At 43.9% G+C, this 223-nt stretch carries 1 protein-coding gene; it reads left to right on the top strand.

Features of this window, described 5'->3' with window-relative positions:
* The coding region (locus AAC854_RS24900; protein WP_340619215.1) for a hypothetical protein at window positions 1–223 on the top strand (223 nt) is incomplete at both ends.

Genomic DNA, 223 nt, shown 5'->3' with positions numbered 1-223 from the left:
AAAATCAAGAAAGTAGCATAGAGAAAAAAAGATTCTTACAGAGACCCGCAAATGAAAATCACGCTGATAAAGAACGGGATAATCAAGCTACTATTGATCAGGAAGCGGGGGACATTGTACAAAAGATTCATCAGGCCACGGCTATCTTATCCTCTTCCCCCTCCCAGTTAACCGAGCAGGCGAAATCCTACGCGTTGGGAAAAGTCAATGGGGCAATATCCAC

Origin of the sequence: Xenorhabdus entomophaga, assembly GCF_037996725.1 — a bacterium.
In the GTDB taxonomy this organism is placed as follows: Bacteria; Pseudomonadota; Gammaproteobacteria; order Enterobacterales; family Enterobacteriaceae; genus Xenorhabdus; species Xenorhabdus khoisanae.
The sequence above is the reverse complement of the archived record's forward strand: the minus strand, read 5'-3'. Positions and strand labels throughout refer to the sequence as shown.